We start from the raw sequence: 19,770 nt of genomic DNA, 5'->3' as shown, positions 1-19,770 counted from the left end.
TCCCGACAACGACACAAGGAAAGTTAAATGGAAGGTCTGATTATTTCCGGTTTGATTGCCATTGGTGCAGTCGTTCTGCTGTTCATGGTCATCCGCATCGTGCCGCAGCGGCAGGTGTTTGTGGTGGAGCGATTGGGCAAGTTCCAGACCTCGCTGGATGCCGGTCTGCATTTTCTGATGCCTTTTATTGACCGTGTCGCCTATAAGCACTCCCTCAAGGAAATTGTTCGTGACGTACCCCGTCAAAGCTGTATCACCAAGGACAATATCGAAGTGTCCATTGATGGTGTCATGTACTTGCAGGTCATCGATCCGAAAGCGGCCAGCTACGGTGTCGATGACTACGTGCTGGCGGCACAGCAATTGGCCCAGACCACTCTTCGTTCGGTGATCGGTAAAATTGATCTGGACAAGACGTTCGAAGAACGGGGTGAAATCAACATGGAAGTGGTGAAAGCGGTGGATGAAGCCGCACAGCCCTGGGGTGTCAAAGTCCTGCGTTATGAAGTGGCCGATATCAACCTGCCGGTGTCCATCAAAGACGCGATGGAGAAGCAAGTACGGGCCGAGCGTGAGCGTCGTGCGGTGGTGGCAGAATCCGAAGGGGAGCGCCAGGCCGCCATCAACCGTTCCGAAGGGGATCGTCAGGCCGCGATCAACCGTTCGGAAGGGGAAAAGCAGGAGATGATCAATATCTCCGAAGGGGAGAAGATGAAGCAGATCAATGAGGCGGAAGGTCGCGCCAAGCAGATCGAGCTGGTCGCCCTGGCGACCGCCAAGGGTCTGCAGATGGTAGGCCGTGCCGTGCGTGAAGACGGCGGCGAAGAAGCCGTCAGCTTGCGCATCGCCGAGCAATACGTTGCCGCTTTCGAGAAAGTGGCCAAGGAATCCACCACCATGCTGCTGCCCAATGGCCTGAGCGATATTGGCGCTGCTGTGGCCGGCCTGCAGAAAGTTCTCAAGACCGTGGAAAAAACCCCGGGCTGATCTCTCTCTGGTAGAAGCTTGCCTGCACGCGAACATCGTCAGCAGGCAAGCTTATTGTCTTCGCGACACACTCCCCACATTCCCCCCTTTTTTACCGCGCGTTACACGCCTGCGTTCAAACTGTGCTGCAAGTTGTGTCTTGCTCAATGAACCCTGGCCAGTCTGCGGAGGCTTCTATAGATTCAAAAAACTAAAATTTCACATGGAGCGTAAAATGAAGCCCGCGATTCTCGCCTTTGGACTATTGGGTACTGCCGCCCTTGTCGGTTGTAATAATGACAAAGTCGAAACCTCAGCTGCACCATCGACGAAGCCGGCTGCCACTACATTTCAGGACCTTAGTCAGCCCCAAGCTAACGCCGCCATGCCACTTTCCTATGCCAAAGTGATTGCCGCTCAGGCCTATGTATGGGCCTGGCCCATGGTAAACCAGGCCAACCGGCGGGCAGGCATCACTCAGGCCCCGGAGCCGGGTCTGATGAACGGAATCGTACCCGTGGCTCCTCAGGGTCATATGGGGATGCTCTCCGACTATATCGATCCGGCAGAAACCTTCGTCACCTGCCCCAATCAGGATGTGGTCTACGGCCTTGGCTTTTTCTCACTGGACAAGCAACCCGTGGTTATTCAGGTTCCCGATTTCGGCGATCGTTTCTGGGTCTATGCCATCTACGATCAACGCACCGACCAAGTGGGAGAACTCGGCAAGCCCTATGGCACCGAACCCGGCTTTTACCTGTTGGTTGGCCCTAACTGGGAAGGCGAAGTCCCGGACGGCATCAATCGCGTGATCCGTTCTTCCACCGAGCTGGCCAATATCATCCCACGGGCCTTTATGGACTCTACTGCGGAAGACAAAGCAGCCATTCAACCCGTCATCAGCCAGATCAATGTTTACCCGCTGTCTGAGTTTGATGGCGAAATGAAGGTCACCGATTGGTCCAAGCTCCCACACTTCCCTGCACCCAAGAGTGACGGGGAAACCAAGTGGGTCTCCCCTGAGAAATTCTTTGACCAATTGCCTGCCGTACTGGATCAGGTTCCTCCGCTGCCTGGTGAAGAAGCACTGTATGCCAACATTCGTGCTCTACTGGCAGCCGCCGAACAAGACCCACAGATCAGACAAGCTCTGGTAGAGGTCGCCAAGGAGACAGAAAAAACCGTTATTGCTGACTTCTTTAAATGGGAAAATAACGGCAAACCCGCAGGTAACGGCTGGAACCGTTCGGTGAATAATGCTGACTGGGGCATCGACTATGCCATGCGCACCGGTACAGCCCGTTCCAACATGTTCGACAACCGTCCGAACGAAACCCAGTATTTCTATACTGATAACGACGGCAACGGCCAACAGCTGACCGGTGACAACCTCTACAGCATTACCTTTGCCAAGGGCGAGACACCTCCTGTAAAAGGTTTCTGGTCACTGACCCTGTATAACGACAAGCACCTGTTCTACCCCAATGAGCTGCAGCGCTACTCACTGGGTACCAAGAACAAGGATCTGGAACTGAACGAGGATGGCTCCCTGACGCTGTACGCAGGGCATAGCCAACCCGATGGAGACAAGCTGAGTAACTGGCTGCCGGCACCGCAAGGTACTTTCTCGTTGTATATCCGCGCCTATTGGGGTGAGCAAGCGATTCTCGACGGCAGCTGGCAACCGCCAGTAATCAAGAAACTCTCTCAGTAACGCCCCACCCAAGGGGCGCTCAGAGCGCCCCTTTCCTCATCTCTATTTCCAATGGGTTGCATTTTTCCCTGCCCAACCCGATATCCTGTTTACTCATCCTCTTTCAACTTTCAGGAGCCTCCCATGTCCCGTCATTTTGAGAAAGCCGAAGGCCTGCACGAGCACCCGGATGAGGTGACCCAGGAATACCTGTTTAATCAGACCATGCTGCGTATCAAGGAGCCCAAGCGCAGCCTGGATTTTTATAGCCGTGTGCTCGGCATGCGACTGGTGCGCAAGATTGATTTTCCGGAGATGCAATTCAGCCTGTATTTTCTTGGTTACTTGAGCGAGGAAGACGCCGGTGAGGTACCTGCAGATGATGCCAAGCGCCTGACGTTTACCTTTGCCCGCGAGGCCATGCTGGAATTAACCCATAACTGGGGGACTGAAGATGATGAGGCCTTCAGTTACCACGACGGCAATGCGCAGCCCCAGGGATTCGGGCACATTGGCATCACGGTACCTGACGTGTACGCGGCGGCGGAGCGGTTTGAAAAAATGAACGTGGAATTCGTCAAACGACCGGATGACGGAAAAATGAAAGGGCTGGCCTTTATCAAGGACCCGGATGGCTACTGGATCGAAATTCTTCAGGCTGACATGTTGGAGAGCCAGCAGAGTTGATGTCACTTTTTTGACAAAAAATTTCTTTTTTGCATTTTCTTTCTCTTCTCCCTTAAGGTGTGGGTTTGGCATTACGTCAAGCTCACAGCGGGAGAAATCATGATGGCGGCCTTGCTTACAGATGCGCAGAAAGAAATCTGCCTTGAGTTACAAAAAAAGTCGTCAAAAGACAGTCCTAGAGCGGCAGCCTTGCTGGCCTTGAATCAAGGGGTGACACAATCGCAAGCGGCTGAAAAATCTGGCTTGACCCTGGGGCAGGTCCGTTACTGTGTGCGTCGATTCCGTTCTGTTGGAATGGCCATGTTTGAGTTGTCAAAACCGAGTGGCGATTCAGGCAATGGCTCCGTTAGCGATGTTGTTATTGTCCCAGAAAAAAACAACAAGAAAGACAAGAAAGGGAAAAAGAAAAAATCAAAAAATAAAAACGAAAATGACAAAAAAGAAATAAAAAAACCGAAACAAAAGAACAAGAAAAAAGATAAAAAAATCAAAAAAGCAGAGAAGAAAAACAAGGGAAAAAAGAAGAAAAAATAGAACGTTTATTCGTGGTCAAGGTTGACGATTTCCCGATGAGATGTTCCGTTCTGACCGTCAATATGCCCAGAAGTAGTCCATCTGTTTCGCTGTGTTGAGTGCGAGATCACGGCTGTGCAGTTTTTCAACCAGATGCAGGCTCATGTCTATTCCTGCCGAAATTCCTGCCGACGTTATGCGGTTCCCATCTTCTACCCAGCGTACGTTCTCCTTGATGCTCAAGTCAGGAAAGCGTGTTCCAAGTTCGTCGATGTCCTCCCAGTGGGTGGTCACGTTCTGATGGGTCAGCAAGCCTGCCTGCGCCAATATAAAAGCACCAGTACAGACCGAGGTAATCCATTGGGCGGAGCGAGCTGCGCGGCGAAGCGAATCCAGCAAGACGGTGTTGTTCATTGCCCAGGTATGCACCCCTCCGCTAACCAGCAGGACGTCAAGCGGGGGATGATTATCCAAAGTGAAATGGCTTTGTACCGGGAAGCTTCCCCTGGCCCGGACAGTTTTGCGTTCACTGATCAGTGACACCGACCAGGGCTTGCTACCGCACAACCGTGCCGCGGTAGCGAACACCTCGTAGGGACCGGCGAAATCGAGCACTTCTGCTTCATCATAGATCACAATACCAATCTGCAGCATGGCAACTCTCGTGACATTATTTCGGTGGCAGGGTGCGGACGAAAGCGAAGCAGTGGCCAAGCCATTCCTGTAAAGCATCCTCGTCCGCTACGGCATCGCTTTCCAGCATGATCATGCCGCGCATGGGACGTCCAGTGAAATCCATTTCGGCGGCACCGGGGCTGGCAAGCAGCGTGTCATAGGCCTGCGGCCCGACCCGGGCCATCAGCCGCTCTGCCAGGATGCCACAACACATATTGCCCGCGATCAGAAAGCAAAGCCCGCCAAACATGCGCTTTTCATCAGGCAGGGCTCCGGTCACGGCAAGTAATGCCTCACGGATGCGATCGGCCAGATCGGTGTCGTAAGCCATTACGTGTTTTCCCCGGCGCTCAGAGGACCGCGGATCACCAGGGCGATGCCGCCAAGAATGGCCACTGATGCGATCACCAGCCTGACGTTGACGGATTCGTCCAGCCAGAGGATGCCGGCGAGGGCTGCCAGAACCGGGACGCCAAGCTGGACAGTGGCGGCGGTACTGGTGGCAAGTGCAGGCAGGGCCAGATACCAGATGGCGTACCCCGCTCCGGAGGCCAGCGCCCCGGATAACAGGGCATAGAGCAGCCCCTCCCCGGTGGGCAGGTGTTGCGGCCAGGCGATAATCAACAGCGGTGCCAGCCAGAGCAAGGAGCGCAGGAAGTTGCCGGTGGTTTCGGCTGTGGCATCGGCGGCGCCCTTGCCGCGCAGCGAATAGACACCCCAGCCGATGCCGGCCAGCAGCATGAGCAAGGCTGCAGTGACAGGCGGTGCGGTGGCGCCGGGCAACAACAGGGCCAATAGCCCGGCCAGTGCCAGGGCAAGCCCTACCCATTGCCAGCGATTGAGGCGTTCACCCCGATACCGCCCATAACCAATCATGGTGGCCTGAACGGCGCCAAACAGCAGCAATGCGCCAGTGCCTGTTGCGAGCTGCACATAGGCGAGGGAAAACCCTGCCGCATAGACAAACAACGCCAGTGCGGAGCGGTGATTGCCGTAGGCAAGTGGGCGCGGCCAGGTGTTCTGGCGAATGCCAAGAATCAGCACCAGGGTAAGTGCACCGGCAACCAGTCGCACCGCCGTAAAGCTGGCCGCATCGATGGCGCCATCGTGCAGGGCCAGCCGGCACAATACCGAGTTTGCCGCGAAGGCCAGCATGGCGATCGCGGTCAAGACCAGGGGGTGCCGAAGCGGCATCAAAACACGGTGCGAAGGGCGTTGATGGTCAGGCCAATCAGCGCCAGGGACGACAGGAAAAACAGCACGAAGCGCACTTCAATCTTGTTCACCAGCGCTTGCAGCAAGGAATGCACGACGCGAATGCCCACATAGGTCCAGGCCAGTGTCAGGTTGATACCGTCGCCCTGTCCCAGCATCGCCAACGACAAGGCAATGGCGTAGAACACGGTGGGCTGTTCCATCAGGTGATTGTAGTTGTCCGCCTTCCAGCGCACGTTGGCGGGCAGGGTGTTCATTTGCTCCCCGCGCGGGGCCTGGGGATCGGGGGTCATGTTGGCGGCTTTCATGGCCGGCAACCGGGTCAGGTACATCCACAGCCACATGACCATGGACCAGGCAACCAGTGTCACGACGGGGGCAAGAATGGGACTGGTGGGTTCCATGTGAAATCTCCCTGAGCGTTTCGTTGTTATGAATTGCGATCATACCTCAGGGTGCAGGCGGGGTCAGAACGCGTGGTCCAGCCAGTAACCGAGAGCGATGCCAACAGCGAACATTCCCGTGAGCGAGAGATAGTGCCAACGGTTGGCAATCAGCAGCGGCTCAAGGTGAACAAGGTGGGGGGATTGTCGGGTGATGCACAGGGTGGCGTAGCGCCAGCCTAGTTGATATTCCGAATGCAAATAGCGAATAGCCGCCAGCTTGCCGTGGTGTTGCCAGATGGTTTCCACATCTTCCGGTAGTCGCATGCCTTCCCTCTCTGCAATGCCCTGGCCTCCTGGCCAGGGTACCCGCTAGTGGCGATCTGCCATCAGCGCGGTTCATTCAGTATCACGCAGAAGGGGGCGGTGCTGCCAGTTGCAGTGACAGAAGGTGCATTCAAAGCGGTTATTGGCTAGCGAAGCTAACGGTTAACAGTGTTGAGGTGCTGCTGGATGTCCAGTTGCCACTGCAGGGCTTTCTCATCGAGCCAGTCTCTGGCGGGGGCCAGTGGTGAACTAAAGAGCAGGCTGCCAAGCATTAACAGGCTAACCACTGTTGTCCCCCAGAAGAGGCCGACAAAGGGCTGCTTGCGGGTCTTGTGACGAAACAATGGCCGTGCCACCAGTGCGCCGGGCCAGCCCCCGAACAGTGCCAGTAGATGCAGGGTGTTTTCCGGCGTGCGTTGGTGCTCCCGTCGTGCTGCGCGCTTGTCCAGACCATAGATGATCAGGGTGCACAGGCTGATCAATCCGGTGCTGACAAGCAGAAAGGGAGAAAAGTGGTATTCATGGGTGATGCTGTAAAGCCCGGCGAAATAGCCGATAGCCAGCCCGAGGGCGATGGGCAAGGTGAGGCCGCGCATGGGGGTTATCCTCGCCAGGCCCAGAGGGCCGCCAGCAGCGCCACGGGCGCGGTTTCCGCCCGCAATACCCGCTCACCCAGGGCGAAGGGGGTAAAGCCGGCGGCCTGGGCGGCGTTCAGTTCGTCGTCCGAAAACCCGCCTTCCGGACCGGTGAGCAGTGCCAGGTTTTGGGTGGTGGACAGCACCCCGGGATCAAAGGGTTGTTCACCCGGGTGGGCGATCAGGCGAAGATCCGGCAAGTCTCGGTTCAGCCAGTGTTTCAGCTCCACGGTCCCCTCAATGAGCGGGGGAATATTCAGGCCGCATTGTTCGCAGGCGCTGACCGCCACCTGTTGCCAGTGAGCGATTTTCTTGTCGGCTCGCTCGCCTTTCAGGCGCACTTCACAGCGTTCCGTGTCCAGCACCACGATCGTGGCGGCGCCCAGTTCGGTGGCCTTCTGGATGGCATAATCCATCCGGTCGCCCTTGATCATGGGCAGGGCTACGGTCACGTTCAGGGGCGGGGTCCGGTTGTCGGCGGTGAAAACCTGCGGTTCCACCGTCACGCTTTTTTTGCTGATGGCGGTGATCTGCGCCGACCATTCGCCGCCTTGGCCGTTGAACAGGGTCACGGCATCACCGACCGCCATGCGCAGCACCTTGCCAATATGGTGACTGGCATTGGCGCCCAGCTCGGTGGCAACAGCGTGACTGAATGGCTGATCATCAAAAAAACGGCGGGCCATGAATTCTCCGTTAAACAGGTGCCAGGGCGGAAAGCAAAAGGCTACCATAGCGCCGGTCAAACAGGCTGCTATCAAGCGAGTAAAACATGGGCGAGATTGTCCGTTCTGCGTTCCGGCCCCCTCTGTGGCTGCGCAATGCGCACCTGCAAACCCTGTGGGGGCCGTTGGGCCGGTCGTTGCCGGAGGTGGCGCGTCACAGTGAGCGGTTGGATCTGGCCGATGGTGATTTTCTGCTGCTGGACTGGGCCGGTCCCCGACATGGCCCGGGGCACCTCACCGTGATACTGCTGCACGGGTTATCCGGTTGCAGTGACTCGCACTACATGCGCGGTATCCAGAAAACCCTGGCCGGCGCCGGTATCCGTTCAGTGGCAATCAACAGCCGCGGGGCCAAGGGCCCCAATGACACGGCCCTGTGCTATCACGCCGGGGAAACCGATGATGTGGACGCCGTGATTGAGCATGTGTTCCACCAGGATCCCACCGGGCATCGTATCGCTATTGGTGTGTCGCTGGGGGGCAGCCGGCTGCTCAACTGGTTGATCCATCGGGATTCCGGTCGCCTGGCAGGGGTGGCGACGGTATGCGCCCCGTTGCGCCTGGACCTGTGCGCCAACCGGCTGGACCGCGGCCTGTCACGACTGTATCGCGGCCATTTGCTCAAGGCCTTGCTGGGTTACCTGGACAACCAGAAGCGACATCTGGATCAGGTCAATCCGGCGGAAGCCAAGCGGCTGTATCGCCTGAACATGTCGGGCATCCGTTCGTTCTGGCGGTACGACGATCAGATTATTGCCCCGCTTTACGGCTTTCGCGGCGCCAGTCATTACTACGCCCAGTGCAGTGCGGGGCCGCGTCTGCAAGGGATACGCACCCCTACCCTGTTGATGCAGAATCGGGACGACCCTTTCATGACGCCAGAGACCCTGCCTCGCCGTGAGGAGCTGGGCCCCGCGGTGACGGCAGAAATCAGTGACCACGGTGGTCATGTAGGGTTTGTCGGCGCGGGGAATCCCTACTGGCTGGAGCAGCGCCTGTTGGCCTGGGTTCAGGGCTTCGGTTTTTCCAGCTGAAACACTTCATCGCGCAGGGCGTCGGGTTTGACGACCCCCGGCGCGACTCGCCACTGCCCCTGTCGATCTTCGAATACCAGGGTGGGCGTGCCGCCAAGGCCAAGCCCGATCATCAGGCCCGTATTGTTGTGGATCTGGCTGCGAATCGCTGCCGGTACGGGTAGCAGCGGTTCAATGCCGCCGGCTTCAAAGCGGGATTCATGCAGGGCCAGGGCGGCGGCCGGGTTGTCGGCGGCGAGCACGGCCCCACCCTGGCTGAAGCTGCGCTTGGGGTTGATCATGCCGACAATGATGTGTCGCACCTGTAGCTTGTTGGCGGGATCGGTCACCAGTGGCTGCATGTTTTCCCACAACTGTGCGCAATACGGGCAGGCCATGTCGGTAAATACATAGGCCACCCGCTGCGGCTTCGCGGGGCCTTCTGCGACCCAGCTGCTGTTCTCCAGTCGTGCAAGCAAGGAATCCATGCTGGCGCCTTCGCGGCTTTCGCTGTTCGCCTGGCTGGCATGAGCGCCCAACGTGGCCAGCATCAACAGGCTGGCCAACCACGCACGCAACGGCATTACGGGAACCTCTTGAACATGTCCTGCACCGCTCGCTGAATATGCGCTTCACGGCGTGCGCTGCTCATCTCGTCATAAAGCTCATCCCGGCTGGTGGCTTGCCAGAGGACATTGTTGCTCTGGGGGTCGATCAGTTGCACGACCAGTTTGTATTCCTCGGTGATTTCACCTTCGGTTGGGGTGCTGGCACCCAGGCCCACATTGTTGCGGGTGAAGCCAAAACCGAACTGCAGGGTGGAGCCATCGAAGCGTTGCTGGCGTTTGAAGAAGTGTTTTACTTCCACGTCTGGTTGGCTGTCATCGGGGCGTAGCCCCTTGTCAGCCAGCGACAGCGTCAGGGCGCTGCGGGCACGCTGGTCATCCAGTTCACGGGGTTTGTCTTCGTCCTGGCTGACAAGGCGGTAGGTCTGAAGATTGGCCAGATTGGCGTCGCTCTGGCGGTCGATGACCACCGGGCTGACGCAGGCTGTCAGCAGCAGGCTGATCAGCAGGCCCAGGGTGGGGGCGATAAAGCGCATGGCTGTCTCCTTCAGGCGAAAGAACGTTCAGTATAGCGGCGATGACGTCATGAAACGGTGACGCCTGGACAGGGTTTGGCCACGGCAGCATGAATCTGTTCCCCAAGATAGCGTGCGGCCTGGCCGGCATACTGGCCCTCTGCGTAGATCAGGTGTAAGTCCACAAAGCGCTCTACCCCTTCTTTGAGCGGCAGGACCTTGAGTGCACCGGTTTCCAGACCATCGCCAATTTCGGCTTCCGGGATCCAGGCGAAGCCCAGCCCCCGGCGAATCGCGGCAATCCGGGTGGAGGTATGAGATACCGTCCAGCGCTGTTCGGCGCCCAGCCAGCCGGCATCAATGCGGCGGCTGCCGGAGTCGCGAATCACGATCTGGCGATGCTGGCGCAGGTCCTCGTGGGTGAGGGTGTCGACCTGATTGAGCGGATGGTCAGCAGACGCCACGGCCAGAAAGCGCACCCGCATCAGTGGTTCGCCCACAAAGCCGGGGGGGATGCGGGCGTTCACCACCACATCGGCTTCCTTGCGTAGCAGGGCTTCATCAGAACCGGACAGCACGGTTTCGCTGTATTCGACGCGTGTCAGAGGGCTCTGTTGGGCAAAGGCGTCCAGCGCGGTCAGCATGCAGTGCTGCGGGAACAGGGCATCTGCGGCGACCCGCACCAGCGGTTCCCAGCCCTGGCTCAGCTGGATGGCCGTGCTCTCGATACGCTCCGCCTCTTCCACCAGCACTTTGGCCTGGCGATAGAGCATTTGCCCGGTTTCGGTGAGCTTGGCCTTGCGGCCTTCCAGGCTGAAGGCGCGCACGCCCAGCTCGGTTTCGATCTTCTGCACGGCATAACTGATGGCCGACTGGCTCTTGTCCAGGGCCTCGGCGGCGTTGGCGTAGCCGCCCTCGTCGACCACGGCCAGCAAGGCTTGCCATTGATCCAGCGTGATTTTGGCTGACATATCAAAAATCCTGAGCTAAACGTGCGAATTTGTCCCGTTTTATATCGGATCAGCTGAAATCACAATAGCCCCATAACGATTCGACACCGGGTCGTACCCAAATTTCACAAGGAGTGGCAGACATGAACATTCTGGTTATTAAAAGCAGTGTATTCGGTGATAACGGCAATTCTTCTGCGTTGGTCAATACCAAGGTGGAGCAGCTCAAGGCAGCCAATCCGGGAGCAACCGTGGTGGTGCGTGACCTGTCTGCACAGCCGATTCCACACTTGGATGGAGAGCGTGTCGGTGCCTTTTTCACCCCGGCCGAAGAGCGTACTGCCGAGCAGCAACAGGTGGACGATTTTTCCCTGACGCTGATTGAAGAATTGAAAGCCGCGGATCATGTCGTGCTTGGCTTGCCGATGTACAACTTTGGCATTCCCAGCCAGCTGAAAAGCTGGATTGATCACGTGGCCCGTGCCGGTATTACCTTCCGTTATACCGAGAATGGCCCTCAGGGTTTGCTGGAAGACAAGCCGGTAACGGTGCTGGCGGCCCGAGGGGGGCTGTATGCGGGAACCGATAACGATACCGTGACCCCCTACATCAAATTGTTCTTCGGTTTTGTTGGCATCACGTCTGTAGAGCTGGTGTATGCGGAAGGCCTGAATATGGGTGATGAGGCCAAAGAAAACGCGATGAAGGAAGCGAAGTCCGTGATTGCAGGATAAGGCTCGAGGTTTCTACACCGAAAACGTCATGGGCAACGATCAGGAGGCATCATGGGACTGTTAGTGGATGGACAGTGGCAGGACAAATGGTACGACACCAAAAGCACCGGTGGCCGCTTCAAACGCTCTGAGAGTCAGTTCCGTCACTGGGTGACGGCGGACGGCAGTGCGGGCCCCAGTGGGGACAAGGGTTTCCCGGCGGAAAGTGGGCGTTACCACCTGTATGTGTCCTATGCCTGTCCCTGGGCGCATCGCACCCTGGTCGTGCGTGCACTGAAAGGGTTGCAAGACCACATCGGTGTCTCGGTGGTCCACCCCCACATGCTGGAAAACGGTTGGGAGTTGCGCGATGACTTTGCCGGTGCGACTGGCGATGCGTTGCACGGCTTCAGCAAACTGTATGAGCTTTACCTGAAAGCCGATGATCGCTACAGCGGCCGTGTCACAGTGCCCGTGTTGTGGGATACGCAACGCGAAACGATTGTCAGCAATGAGTCTGCAGACATTATTCGCATGCTCAACAGCAGCTTTGATGCATTGGGTGCCACGCCGGGGAATTACTATCCGGATGCACTCCAGGCCGACATCGATGCCATTAACGAGCGCGTGTATCACGATGTGAATAATGGCGTGTACAAGAGTGGTTTTGCCACCAGTCAAGACGCCTATGACGAAGCTGTCACGACGCTGTTCGACAGGCTTGATGAGCTGGAACAAAGGTTAAGCGAGCAGCGCTATCTGGTGGGTAACACCCTCACAGAAGCCGACATTCGTTTGTGGACCACTCTGGTGAGATTCGATCCGGTATACGTCACCCACTTCAAGTGTGACCGAAAACGCATTAGCGATTACCCGAATTTGCAGGGTTTTTTAAAAGATATTTACCAGCTGCCCGGCGTGGAAGAAACCGTGAACCTGGCGCACATCCGCCATCACTACTTCTGCAGCCATCCGACGGTGAACCCCCACGGGATCATCTCCATCGGACCGCAACTGGATTGGCAAACTCCCCATGACCGTGAGCGATTGGGGGAGAGAAAGATCAGCGACTAGCTGTGAGCCGTGAGCGATCAGCTATGAGGAAAAGATTTTGATGTTAACTCGAAGCTGATAGCTCGTAGCTTCTTTGCACAGGAGGTTCCCATGGAACGCACCCTTCTCAACACGATTCGCGCACTGGATACATCCGATGGCGCAGGGGTTCGCCTGAAACGGGCGCTGGGTTATAACCCCATGGTGCGTCTGGATCCGTTTCTGATGCTGGATGCCTTTTCTTCGGAGAATCCAGATGATTATATTGCCGGTTTCCCACCGCACCCCCACCGTGGTTTTGAAACGGTAACGTACCTGGTGGAAGGACATATGCGCCACCGGGATCACCTTGGTAACGAGGGGGATCTGACGCAGGGTGGTGTGCAATGGATGACGGCAGGCCGGGGCATCATTCATGAAGAAATGCCTCAACAAAAAGACGGTCTGTTGCGTGGCTTTCAGCTGTGGATCAATCTGCCTGCTGCAGAAAAAATGACCGCGGCAGGGTACCGGGATGTGGCGGATACAGAGATGCCACGCCTGGACCTGGCCAGCGGCGGACAGATCAAGGCAATTGCCGGTGAAGTTACGGTGGCGGGTGAATTACTGACCGCGCCGATGAAAGGCGGTAGCACCGATCCGTTGTATCTGGATGTGAAACTGCGTCCGGGAGAAGCGCTGACTGTACCGGTCACTCAGGGCTACAACAGCTTTGTCTATGTGTTTGAAGGCCTGATAACCGTGGCAGGAGAAACGGTACAGCAGGATCACCTGGCGACGCTCACTGACGGTGATCAACTCACGGTCGAGGCGGGCCGTGAGGGTGCAAGGCTGCTGCTACTGGCAGGTCGTCCCTTGGGAGAACCCATTGCCCAGTACGGCCCCTTTGTGATGAACACCCAGGAAGAAATCAATCAGGCCCTGAGTGATTATCGCAATGGCACCCTGACTGCTGAACCGTCACAACTCTAGCCATCAAAGGAAAGGCTTTCCCGTTGGCGAGGCTCGTGCCGAGCCACCGGGAACGGCCTTACCCGCGTTTCCTTAGCGTGATGCAATCACCCATACCGCGTGAACGATCCCGGGAATATAGCCTAATAGGGTCAGGACAATGTTGATCCAGAAATGCTTACCCAGGCCCTCTTGAAGAAAAACGCCAAGGGGCGGGAGTAGAATGGCAATCAATATGCGTAAAAGGTCCATACGGATTTTCCTCTTGGATTGTCGTTAAGGCACGGGATAAACGACGGGCATCCCATGCTGAATCTTCACGGAAATCGGGTTGACTCCTCAAGGTTTGTCAAAGAGCATCAACCCATTCACTTTCTCGCGTTCAAAGGAATGTCAGCCATGAAAGTTATCGCCATTGCAGGCAGTCTCAGACAGCAATCTTTCAATCAAGGCCTGGTGCGTGCTGCCGTTGATTGTGCCCCGAAAGGCATGGATATCGAGATCGTCGATATCTCTAGCATCCCCTTGTACAACGGCGATGTCGATAATGACAAGGAACGCCCTGCCGAAGTGTTGGCGCTGGCAGAAAAACTGCAGAAGGCCGATGCCCTGCTGATTGCCACACCGGAATATAATTACTCCGTTCCCGGCGTGTTGAAGAATACGCTGGACTGGCTGTCCCGGGTGCCGGACAAAGTCTTCGCGGGTAAACCCACCGCTATCATGGGGGCGTCCATGGGCGGAATGGGTAGCAGCCGAAGCCAATACCATCTGCGGCAGATACTGGTGGGGTTGGATGCCTACCTGCTTAACAAGCCCGAAGTCTTTGTCTCGAGCGCACACGAAAAATGTGACGAGCAAGGCAACCTGACCGACGACAAGACAAAATCCCTGATCGCCGATCAGTTGGTGGCGTTGCAGGCATGGTCAGCCCATTTTTCGTGAACCGTCAGACTTTGGGGCCTCGACCCCGCAAGGCGTTGGCGACCAGGCTGATCACCAGCAGTATCAGGAAAAGGAAAAAGATAATTTTCGCGATAGAGGCGGCGCCAGAGGCAATGCCTCCAAACCCGAGTACGCCAGCGATAATGGCAACAATAAAAAACGTCAGTGCCCATCCAAGCATGAGAATATCCTCACCGTAATGAATGTGGTACCAGATTGACGCTTATGTGTTGACACTTCCGTGGAACAGTTAGTGCTTTAACGAGTTTTTATATTTTGCGATTTGGAGAGCACGCTGTTACTTGGGGTGGCCAGTACCCTAAGCATGGTCAGGGCTCGCTAAAGGTTCTTACAGCTGATGACTTGCCTCCAGCCAGGCTTCCAATGGGGGAGATTTCCAGTCAACAAAGCGTTCCAGTAGAGCGTCCGCATTGTCGTCGACCAGTAGTAGCTCCCGGTGCTCTGGCTTGAGCAGGCCCTTGTCGACACTGTGGGCAAGGAATGCCACCAGGTGATCGTAGTAACCATTGACGTTCAGCAGGCCAACCGGCTTGTGATGAAAACCGAGTTGCGCCCAGGTGAGAATTTCAAACAGTTCTTCCAGTGTGCCCATGCCTCCGGGTAAAGCAATAAAAGCATCGGCTTGATCCGCCATCGCCGCTTTGCGTTCGTGCATGGAGTCAACGATTTGCAATTCTGTCAGATGATGATTGCCAATTTCGCGGCGTAACAGGGCTTGGGGGATGATGCCTGTCACCTCACCGCCTTTCTGCATGACTGCGTTGGCCAGGGCGCCCATGATGCCGACGCTGGCACCACCATAGACCAGCCCCAGATCGTGGTTGACCAGTGCCTCGGCGAGTCTTTGGGCTGCAGCGCCAAAAGCAGGATCGTTACCGGTGCTGGATGCGCAATAAACGCAGATTTTTTTCATCTTGTTTCCTGCTGGCGTCTTTTGTTTTGTCGATGTTGCGGCGGCAGATGAGGCAGAAGGCAACGGCGTTATCCTGCTACCGCAGTGGGCCGGTTTACCAGCCTTTCCGTTGGAAAATGGCAGGTGAAGGTGCTGCCTTTGCCGAGCTCGCTTTTGATGTCGAGTTTACCGTTATGGCGAATCATCACGTGTTTGACAATAGCAAGGCCCAAGCCGGTGCCGCCGGTCTGGGTAACCCGGCTGTTGTCGGGACGATAAAAGCGTTCCGTTAGCCGGGGGATATGCGCGGGGTCGATGCCCAGCCCGTTGTCGGTAACAGACAGGTGGGCGCCTTTTTCGTCCTGCCACCAGCGAATCTGGATCAGCCCGCCCGAGGGGGTGTATTTCACGGCATTGGTGATCAGGTTGCCAAAGGCGCTTTCCAGTTCGGCCGGGTTAGCGACCAGCCGGGCCTCAGTGGGGACATCCAGTTCAATCTGGTGCTTTTTATCGGCGCTTAATGCCAGGGCGTTTTCGCGCATGCGATTCAGCATGCCATGCACCGCGACGGCCTGACGATCGTTATCGGCATCGGTGTTTTCCAGTCTCGACAGCAGCAGCAAATCCGTGACCAGGGCTTCCATGCGATCGGACTGGCTTTCCATTTGCGATAACGCACGGCGCAACCGGTTTTGTTCTTCGGGCACGGTGTCGAGCAGGGTTTCCAGATAGCCTTTAAGAACAGTCAGTGGCGTTTTCAACTCATGACTGACATTGGCAACGAAGTCCTTGCGCATCTGTTCAAGGTGATGGAGCCGAGTGACATCACGTGCCATGAGAAGCTGTTCGCCGACGCCGAACTCCGTCACCCTGAATTGCAGAATACGGTTGTCGTTTACCGGCGACGGAATTTCCAGAGGCTCACGGAAATCAGCAAGGTGAAGGTACTCGGTAAATCTGGGGTGGCGGATCAGATTGGTCAGTGGCTGCCCCAAATCCTGGCTGGCGTTGAAGCCCATGTAACGCTCTGCGGCGGCATTCCAGTATTCCAGGTAGCCATGTTGGTCAATCAGGATCACCACTTCTTCCAGGGCGTTCACAGATTGCTGGGCCCGGTGAATGATGCTTTGCAGGTTTTCCTGGGCGCGCCGTTCTTTCTGGAACAGGTGCTCGAGTCGGGTATAGAACTCGCCCCACAGGCCGATGCTATCGGGCGGTTCGGTGTGGTCATCGCGGACCAGCCAGCTGTAGAGGGCGAAGAGCTGCCGGGTGCTCCAGAAGATGTAACCCACCAGGCCCACCAGCAGTGGCCAGATATGGCCAACGGCGAGGGCGGCCAGAGCGGCGAGAGCGATCAGGCCGGCAATACGATTAACTTCTTTGGCCAGGCTGGCTTTCATGATTGCCCTTGTGGGGTCAGACTGAGTGCTAACGCACCCTAACACATTATTGGTATCAGCTCGCCTTGGCGGCCTTGACCGAGAAGCGATAGCCGGTACCGCGAACGGTCTGGATAAAGCGGTCAAATCCGTAGGGGGCAAGCGCCTTGCGCAAACGACGGATATGCACGTCGATGGTGCGGTCTTCCACGTACACATTGGCACCCCACACCTGATCGAGCAGCTGGGTGCGAGAGTAGGCCCGTTCCTGATGGCTCATGAAGAACTCCAGCAGGCGGTATTCGGTTGGCCCCATATCCACCGGCTCGTCGTTGGCGCTGATGCGGTGGCTGACCGGATCCAGGCACAGTCCTTCCACTTCGATGGCCTTTTCGGCGGCAGCGCTGGAAGAGCGACGCAGCACCGCCTTGATGCGGGAAATCAGCTCGCGAGTGGAAAACGGCTTGGTAATGTAGTCGTCGGCGCCTACATCCAGGCCCTGCACCTTGTTGTCTTCTTCACTCTTGGCGGTAAGCATGATGATCGGCACTTCATTGGTGGTCTCATCACGCTTCAGGCGGCGGGCCAGCTCAATACCGGTCACGGAGGGCAGCATCCAGTCCAGCAGTACCAGATCCGGGCGCTCGTCGACAATGATCTCGTGGCCGCGCTGGGCATTTTCGGCTTCCAGTACATCGAAATCCGCCAGTTCCAGAGCGACAGCGACCATTTCACGAATGGCCGGCTCGTCATCAACAATCAAAATTCGGTTACGGGACATGGCTTCCTTCCTTCGCCTGTCTGTCTTTTGTTGGTGCCCTATTAGATTGCTCTTTTATGACATGCGTATGACAAGTTGAGCCGGATGTGGGGGAAATGCAAGCCGCAAGCTACAAGCGACAACGCGGATTTATGGAGGAGCCACCTATTTGACCAGGGCGCCGCGATTCAGGGCGGGAAAGAACAGGTAACCGGTTTGTATTGCCGGCGTTTGCATCGCCTGACGTTTTCAGCGCGGGCACGGCATGGCAGAACCTGAAACCCTGACCCGCGTTGTAGCTTGCAGCTTGGAGCCTGTCACTCAAAAGTACTGGAAATACAACCCCACAAACACACACGCCCCGCTCCAGTGATTGTTCAGGAAGGCATGGAAGCTGGGCCAGCGTTCGCGATAGCGGATCAGAGTGTGTTGATAGAGGAAGGTGGTGGCCATAGCGATGAGGCCGGCGTACCAGGGCCAGCTGAAGCCCAGGCGGTGGCCGACCATGACCAGAGCCAGCAGTGTCAGGCCCTGGAGGGCACCGATCATTAGCCGGTCTGCATCGCCAAACAGGATGGCGGTGCTCTTGATGCCCAGTTTCAGGTCGTCTTCACGGTCACACATGGCGTACTGGGTATCGTAGGCCACCGTCCATACCACGTTGGCCACATACAGCAGCCAGGCGATTTCCGGGACCTCGCCGGTTTCTGCGGCAAAGGCCATGGGGATGGCCCAGCTGAAGGCGGCCCCCAGAAACAGCTGCGGCATAAAGGTGAAGCGTTTGGTAAACGGGTAAAGCACGGCCAGCCCAAGGCCGCCGAAGGACAGCCAGAAGGTCAGTTCATTGAGGAACAGCACCAGCACGAAGGCCAGCAGTCCCAGCCCGGCGAACAGTGCCAGCGCCTTTTTGCTGCTGATGGCGCCAGTGGCCAGCGGGCGGCCCTGGGTGCGCTCCACGTCGCCGTCGAAATCCCGGTCGGCAAAATCGTTAATCACGCAGCCTGCCGCGCGCATGATGACCACCCCCAGGAAGAAGATCACGATGGTTTTCAGGCTGGGGGTGCCGGCCCCCGCAATCCACACCGCCCACAGCGTCGGCCACAGCAGCAGCAGGGTGCCGATGGGCCGGTCCAGGCGCATCAGCTGAAGGTAGGGCCACAGGGCGGGATAGCGGTTTTCAACAAAGGCAAACATGGGACATCCAGTTGTCAGGGGCGAAAAGAGTTTCAAGCGACAAGCTGCAAGTTTCAAGCTGAGAAGATAAAAGCGTTATTACCACAGAGGTCACGGAGATCACTGAGGGAAAAGCCCGATTGACTCCTCCCGAATTGCCGTAGGAGCGTCGCTCGCGGCGCGATTCCTGGTCTGGATCAAACGCGTTTTCACCACAGAGAGCACTGGGCCCACAGAGAAAAGCCGTCCTTGCGCTCTTGGCCGTCTGCTTGCGAATAACCTAAAAGGTCTTCACAGCTTTGAGGTAGACTTGCGTGGCTTGGTCGAACGTCAGACGCCTGACACAACCTGTTTTCCGGCTAATCCGCGATGGACCTTTAAAAGCCCTGGTCTGCCGGTCAGATCGGGCCGTCTTCCGCGCCTTGCAGCTTGAAGCTTGTCGCTTGCAGCTCTGTTCCCACCTTCTCCCACAACGCCGGCAGGAAATACTCCGCTACCAGTAGCGGTGCACCACGCTTGATGAAGCGGGATTGGCGGCCCCAACAGGCGGGCAGGTCCTGACCGGGGGAGGCCAGCCTTGCCCATACCTGGTCGCGCTGACAGAGGGGCCGTTTGTACAGTTCAAGCCCCAGTGAGCGGCTGCCCATATGCCCCAGTGAGCGGTTGGCGCCGGTCAGGCTGGTGACCGGCAGCACGCTGCGGGCGGCGACCACCGGGGTGTCATCCAGCATCAGGGTGACTTCGCGAATCAGTGCTACCTGCCGGGCAGGGAGAGCCAGCAGTTGCCGTTCATCGGCCCGCGGAACCGCATGGGCATGGAAGCCGGGGACGACACGGAAGGCGCCGTAGCGGGATAGCCGGCGAGTGAGCGAGTCGGGATCCGCCATCCAGTCGCGGATTATCGGGGGCAGCACCAGCTGTTCCAGCGGGCGCCAAAGGCTGTCAGGATGCAGGGCGGCAGGCAGCATGGCATCTTCCGGGCTTCAGGCCGGCGGACTATGGCCCATGGTTGTGCAGAGA

26 protein-coding genes are annotated in these 19,770 nt (G+C 57.3%); 9 read left to right on the top strand and 17 right to left on the bottom strand.

Features of this window, described 5'->3' with window-relative positions; genetic code table 11:
• Positions 1-27: 27 nt before the first annotated feature.
• The 4 genes from A15D_RS02270 to A15D_RS17230 all read left to right on the top strand — a co-directional run bounded on the left by A15D_RS02270 (position 28) and on the right by A15D_RS17230 (position 3,880).
• Entirely contained in the window at positions 28-987 is a 960-nt protein-coding gene (locus A15D_RS02270) for an SPFH domain-containing protein (protein ID WP_102790598.1), read from the top strand.
• A 364-nt stretch (positions 988-1,351) separates the two neighbouring features.
• The gene (locus A15D_RS02265) at positions 1,352-2,680 is read left to right on the top strand and encodes a DUF1254 domain-containing protein (RefSeq protein WP_233192015.1); all 1,329 of its coding nucleotides are present in this window, start codon (positions 1,352-1,354) and stop codon (positions 2,678-2,680) included.
• Positions 2,681-2,803: 123 nt separating this feature from the next.
• Positions 2,804-3,346 (top strand): lactoylglutathione lyase, encoded by a 543-nt coding sequence (gene gloA, locus A15D_RS02260; protein ID WP_102790596.1) that lies wholly within the window; start codon positions 2,804-2,806, stop codon positions 3,344-3,346.
• Positions 3,347-3,445: 99 nt separating this feature from the next.
• Positions 3,446-3,880 (top strand): helix-turn-helix domain-containing protein, encoded by a 435-nt coding sequence (locus A15D_RS17230; RefSeq protein WP_158245774.1) that lies wholly within the window; start codon positions 3,446-3,448, stop codon positions 3,878-3,880.
• A 57-nt stretch (positions 3,881-3,937) separates the two neighbouring features.
• On the opposite strand, the gene A15D_RS02250 is transcribed toward A15D_RS17230, so the two are convergent.
• The 7 genes from A15D_RS02250 to A15D_RS02220 form a co-directional block, all read right to left on the bottom strand.
• Positions 3,938-4,513: a DJ-1/PfpI family protein gene (locus A15D_RS02250; protein ID WP_199175737.1), complete on the bottom strand. Its 576-nt coding sequence runs from the start codon at positions 4,511-4,513 to the stop codon at positions 3,938-3,940.
• A gap of 16 nt (positions 4,514-4,529) precedes the next feature.
• Positions 4,530-4,865, bottom strand: coding sequence for a TfoX/Sxy family protein (locus A15D_RS02245; protein WP_102790594.1), 336 nt, complete (start codon positions 4,863-4,865; stop codon positions 4,530-4,532).
• On the bottom strand, positions 4,865-5,728 hold the full coding sequence (locus A15D_RS02240) for a DMT family transporter (protein WP_102790593.1): 864 nt from the start codon (positions 5,726-5,728) through the stop codon (positions 4,865-4,867). The genes A15D_RS02245 and A15D_RS02240 overlap by 1 nt, the downstream gene beginning before the upstream one ends.
• Complete coding sequence (locus A15D_RS02235) at positions 5,728-6,153, bottom strand: MAPEG family protein (protein WP_022986025.1); 426 nt, start codon at positions 6,151-6,153, stop codon at positions 5,728-5,730. The genes A15D_RS02240 and A15D_RS02235 overlap by 1 nt, the downstream gene beginning before the upstream one ends.
• Positions 6,154-6,216: 63 nt before the next feature.
• Positions 6,217-6,459, bottom strand: a complete 243-nt coding sequence (locus tag A15D_RS02230; protein ID WP_102790592.1) for a hypothetical protein — start codon at positions 6,457-6,459, stop codon at positions 6,217-6,219.
• 155 nt (positions 6,460-6,614) lie between these two features.
• A complete protein-coding gene (locus A15D_RS02225; protein ID WP_102790591.1) occupies positions 6,615-7,055 on the bottom strand; it encodes a DUF1294 domain-containing protein in 441 nt (146 codons plus the stop codon).
• A 5-nt stretch (positions 7,056-7,060) separates the two neighbouring features.
• Entirely contained in the window at positions 7,061-7,780 is a 720-nt protein-coding gene (locus A15D_RS02220) for a 16S rRNA (uracil(1498)-N(3))-methyltransferase (protein WP_102790590.1), read from the bottom strand.
• Positions 7,781-7,866: 86 nt separating this feature from the next.
• Here A15D_RS02220 and A15D_RS02215 point away from each other — a divergent pair, with 86 nt between their 5' ends.
• Positions 7,867-8,853, top strand: a complete 987-nt coding sequence (locus A15D_RS02215) for a YheT family hydrolase (protein ID WP_102790589.1) — start codon at positions 7,867-7,869, stop codon at positions 8,851-8,853.
• Here the strand turns inward: A15D_RS02215 and dsbG are convergent.
• From dsbG to A15D_RS02200, 3 genes are read right to left on the bottom strand one after another with little or no spacing between them, the layout of a single operon-like run.
• The gene (gene dsbG, locus A15D_RS02210) at positions 8,829-9,416 is read right to left on the bottom strand and encodes a thiol:disulfide interchange protein DsbG (RefSeq protein WP_233192013.1); all 588 of its coding nucleotides are present in this window, start codon (positions 9,414-9,416) and stop codon (positions 8,829-8,831) included. The genes A15D_RS02215 and dsbG overlap by 25 nt on opposite strands.
• Complete coding sequence (locus tag A15D_RS02205; protein ID WP_102790588.1) at positions 9,416-9,934, bottom strand: DUF4136 domain-containing protein; 519 nt, start codon at positions 9,932-9,934, stop codon at positions 9,416-9,418. Before A15D_RS02205 ends, dsbG begins: the two co-directional genes overlap by 1 nt.
• A 47-nt stretch (positions 9,935-9,981) precedes the next feature.
• Entirely contained in the window at positions 9,982-10,884 is a 903-nt protein-coding gene (locus A15D_RS02200; protein WP_102790587.1) for a LysR family transcriptional regulator, read from the bottom strand.
• Between the two features lie 122 nt (positions 10,885-11,006).
• On the opposite strand from A15D_RS02200, the gene A15D_RS02195 reads away from it, so the two are divergent.
• The 3 genes from A15D_RS02195 to A15D_RS02185 all read left to right on the top strand — a co-directional run bounded on the left by A15D_RS02195 (position 11,007) and on the right by A15D_RS02185 (position 13,601).
• The gene (locus tag A15D_RS02195; RefSeq protein WP_102790586.1) at positions 11,007-11,597 is read left to right on the top strand and encodes an FMN-dependent NADH-azoreductase; all 591 of its coding nucleotides are present in this window, start codon (positions 11,007-11,009) and stop codon (positions 11,595-11,597) included.
• Between the two features lie 51 nt (positions 11,598-11,648).
• A complete protein-coding gene (locus tag A15D_RS02190; RefSeq protein WP_102790585.1) occupies positions 11,649-12,650 on the top strand; it encodes a glutathione S-transferase family protein in 1,002 nt (333 codons plus the stop codon).
• Between the two features lie 90 nt (positions 12,651-12,740).
• Positions 12,741-13,601: a pirin family protein gene (locus A15D_RS02185; protein ID WP_102790584.1), complete on the top strand. Its 861-nt coding sequence runs from the start codon at positions 12,741-12,743 to the stop codon at positions 13,599-13,601.
• A 72-nt stretch (positions 13,602-13,673) separates the two neighbouring features.
• Here A15D_RS02185 and A15D_RS02180 read toward each other — a convergent pair whose 3' ends face one another.
• A complete protein-coding gene (locus tag A15D_RS02180; protein ID WP_102790583.1) occupies positions 13,674-13,832 on the bottom strand; it encodes a YqaE/Pmp3 family membrane protein in 159 nt (52 codons plus the stop codon).
• Between the two features lie 147 nt (positions 13,833-13,979).
• Here A15D_RS02180 and A15D_RS02175 point away from each other — a divergent pair, with 147 nt between their 5' ends.
• Positions 13,980-14,525, top strand: a complete 546-nt coding sequence (locus A15D_RS02175) for an NADPH-dependent FMN reductase (protein ID WP_102790582.1) — start codon at positions 13,980-13,982, stop codon at positions 14,523-14,525.
• Positions 14,526-14,529: 4 nt separating this feature from the next.
• On the opposite strand, the gene A15D_RS02170 is transcribed toward A15D_RS02175, so the two are convergent.
• The 6 genes from A15D_RS02170 to A15D_RS02145 form a co-directional block, all read right to left on the bottom strand.
• Positions 14,530-14,706 carry a DUF1328 domain-containing protein gene (locus tag A15D_RS02170; RefSeq protein WP_022986037.1) on the bottom strand — a complete coding sequence of 59 codons (177 nt, stop codon included), beginning with the start codon at positions 14,704-14,706 and terminating at the stop codon, positions 14,530-14,532.
• Between the two features lie 168 nt (positions 14,707-14,874).
• Entirely contained in the window at positions 14,875-15,459 is a 585-nt protein-coding gene (locus A15D_RS02165; protein WP_102790581.1) for a TIGR00730 family Rossman fold protein, read from the bottom strand.
• A gap of 68 nt (positions 15,460-15,527) precedes the next feature.
• Positions 15,528-16,838: a phosphate regulon sensor histidine kinase PhoR gene (gene phoR / locus A15D_RS02160; RefSeq protein WP_102790580.1), complete on the bottom strand. Its 1,311-nt coding sequence runs from the start codon at positions 16,836-16,838 to the stop codon at positions 15,528-15,530.
• Between the two features lie 55 nt (positions 16,839-16,893).
• The gene (phoB, locus tag A15D_RS02155) at positions 16,894-17,598 is read right to left on the bottom strand and encodes a phosphate regulon transcriptional regulator PhoB (RefSeq protein ID WP_102790579.1); all 705 of its coding nucleotides are present in this window, start codon (positions 17,596-17,598) and stop codon (positions 16,894-16,896) included.
• A 300-nt stretch (positions 17,599-17,898) separates the two neighbouring features.
• Complete coding sequence (gene ubiA / locus A15D_RS02150) at positions 17,899-18,771, bottom strand: 4-hydroxybenzoate octaprenyltransferase (protein WP_102790578.1); 873 nt, start codon at positions 18,769-18,771, stop codon at positions 17,899-17,901.
• 377 nt (positions 18,772-19,148) lie between these two features.
• Entirely contained in the window at positions 19,149-19,718 is a 570-nt protein-coding gene (locus tag A15D_RS02145; protein ID WP_102790577.1) for a chorismate lyase, read from the bottom strand.
• Positions 19,719-19,770 lie beyond the last annotated feature (52 nt).

The sequence above is a fragment of the Alcanivorax sp. MD8A genome, from assembly GCF_002888555.1.
In the GTDB taxonomy this organism is placed as follows: Bacteria; Pseudomonadota; Gammaproteobacteria; order Pseudomonadales; family Alcanivoracaceae; genus Alcanivorax.
The sequence above is the reverse complement of the archived record's forward strand: the minus strand, read 5'-3'. Positions and strand labels throughout refer to the sequence as shown.

Excerpts from the sequence above, each read along its gene's own strand:
- A15D_RS02270 (WP_102790598.1), top strand. The coding sequence starts at position 28 with ATGGAAGGTCTGATTATTTCCGGTTTGATTGCCATTGGTGCAGTCGTT.
- A15D_RS02265 (WP_233192015.1), top strand. The coding sequence starts at position 1,352 with ATGCCACTTTCCTATGCCAAAGTGATTGCCGCTCAGGCCTATGTATGG.
- gloA (WP_102790596.1), top strand. The coding sequence starts at position 2,804 with ATGTCCCGTCATTTTGAGAAAGCCGAAGGCCTGCACGAGCACCCGGAT.
- A15D_RS17230 (WP_158245774.1), top strand. The coding sequence starts at position 3,446 with ATGATGGCGGCCTTGCTTACAGATGCGCAGAAAGAAATCTGCCTTGAG.
- A15D_RS02250 (WP_199175737.1), bottom strand. The coding sequence starts at position 4,513 with ATGCTGCAGATTGGTATTGTGATCTATGATGAAGCAGAAGTGCTCGAT.
- A15D_RS02245 (WP_102790594.1), bottom strand. The coding sequence starts at position 4,865 with ATGGCTTACGACACCGATCTGGCCGATCGCATCCGTGAGGCATTACTT.
- A15D_RS02240 (WP_102790593.1), bottom strand. The coding sequence starts at position 5,728 with ATGCCGCTTCGGCACCCCCTGGTCTTGACCGCGATCGCCATGCTGGCC.
- A15D_RS02235 (WP_022986025.1), bottom strand. The coding sequence starts at position 6,153 with ATGGAACCCACCAGTCCCATTCTTGCCCCCGTCGTGACACTGGTTGCC.
- A15D_RS02230 (WP_102790592.1), bottom strand. The coding sequence starts at position 6,459 with ATGCGACTACCGGAAGATGTGGAAACCATCTGGCAACACCACGGCAAG.
- A15D_RS02225 (WP_102790591.1), bottom strand. The coding sequence starts at position 7,055 with ATGCGCGGCCTCACCTTGCCCATCGCCCTCGGGCTGGCTATCGGCTAT.
- A15D_RS02220 (WP_102790590.1), bottom strand. The coding sequence starts at position 7,780 with ATGGCCCGCCGTTTTTTTGATGATCAGCCATTCAGTCACGCTGTTGCC.
- A15D_RS02215 (WP_102790589.1), top strand. The coding sequence starts at position 7,867 with ATGGGCGAGATTGTCCGTTCTGCGTTCCGGCCCCCTCTGTGGCTGCGC.
- dsbG (WP_233192013.1), bottom strand. The coding sequence starts at position 9,416 with ATGCCGTTGCGTGCGTGGTTGGCCAGCCTGTTGATGCTGGCCACGTTG.
- A15D_RS02205 (WP_102790588.1), bottom strand. The coding sequence starts at position 9,934 with ATGCGCTTTATCGCCCCCACCCTGGGCCTGCTGATCAGCCTGCTGCTG.
- A15D_RS02200 (WP_102790587.1), bottom strand. The coding sequence starts at position 10,884 with ATGTCAGCCAAAATCACGCTGGATCAATGGCAAGCCTTGCTGGCCGTG.
- A15D_RS02195 (WP_102790586.1), top strand. The coding sequence starts at position 11,007 with ATGAACATTCTGGTTATTAAAAGCAGTGTATTCGGTGATAACGGCAAT.
- A15D_RS02190 (WP_102790585.1), top strand. The coding sequence starts at position 11,649 with ATGGGACTGTTAGTGGATGGACAGTGGCAGGACAAATGGTACGACACC.
- A15D_RS02185 (WP_102790584.1), top strand. The coding sequence starts at position 12,741 with ATGGAACGCACCCTTCTCAACACGATTCGCGCACTGGATACATCCGAT.
- A15D_RS02180 (WP_102790583.1), bottom strand. The coding sequence starts at position 13,832 with ATGGACCTTTTACGCATATTGATTGCCATTCTACTCCCGCCCCTTGGC.
- A15D_RS02175 (WP_102790582.1), top strand. The coding sequence starts at position 13,980 with ATGAAAGTTATCGCCATTGCAGGCAGTCTCAGACAGCAATCTTTCAAT.
- A15D_RS02170 (WP_022986037.1), bottom strand. The coding sequence starts at position 14,706 with ATGCTTGGATGGGCACTGACGTTTTTTATTGTTGCCATTATCGCTGGC.
- A15D_RS02165 (WP_102790581.1), bottom strand. The coding sequence starts at position 15,459 with ATGAAAAAAATCTGCGTTTATTGCGCATCCAGCACCGGTAACGATCCT.
- phoR (WP_102790580.1), bottom strand. The coding sequence starts at position 16,838 with ATGAAAGCCAGCCTGGCCAAAGAAGTTAATCGTATTGCCGGCCTGATC.
- phoB (WP_102790579.1), bottom strand. The coding sequence starts at position 17,598 with ATGTCCCGTAACCGAATTTTGATTGTTGATGACGAGCCGGCCATTCGT.
- ubiA (WP_102790578.1), bottom strand. The coding sequence starts at position 18,771 with ATGTTTGCCTTTGTTGAAAACCGCTATCCCGCCCTGTGGCCCTACCTT.
- A15D_RS02145 (WP_102790577.1), bottom strand. The coding sequence starts at position 19,718 with ATGCTGCCTGCCGCCCTGCATCCTGACAGCCTTTGGCGCCCGCTGGAA.